This is a genomic window from Bacillus sp. JJ783, assembly GCF_036963225.1.
Taxonomy (GTDB): domain Bacteria; phylum Bacillota; class Bacilli; order Bacillales; family Bacillaceae_G; genus Bacillus_A; species Bacillus_A cereus_U.
The window spans coordinates 1,986-2,277 of sequence record NZ_JBALMG010000257.1 but is presented as its reverse complement, the minus strand read 5'-3'; the positions used below and the strand labels follow the sequence as shown (position 1 = coordinate 2,277).

The following is a 292-nucleotide window of genomic DNA, read 5'->3' as shown; positions in this document are numbered from 1 at the left end:
AGTACTGCATGAAAGGGTGTTTTAATTTATGTCTACAAACAACAACATATTAGTTGAGGAATTACGCATATTGGGTGAAGAATTTCGAAATAAATTTTCTATCCATCACTTACAAGAACTTGCGTATCAAACAGGTATGATTCAACGAAAACGAAAATTTCAGGCACAAGACCTTGTATCACTCTGTGTATTTTTGGGTCAAACAATCAGTTCTGAGTCTTTAGTTAGTCTCTGCACAAAATTAAATGAAGCCACAGGAACTTGTATCTCAGCCGAAGCGCTTAATAAGCGT

1 pseudogene is annotated in these 292 nt (G+C 35.6%); it reads left to right on the top strand.

The features are described from left to right. Positions 1-28: 28 nt before the first annotated feature. Positions 29-292, top strand: a pseudogene (locus tag V7038_RS29265) (IS4 family transposase); the annotation flags it as partial.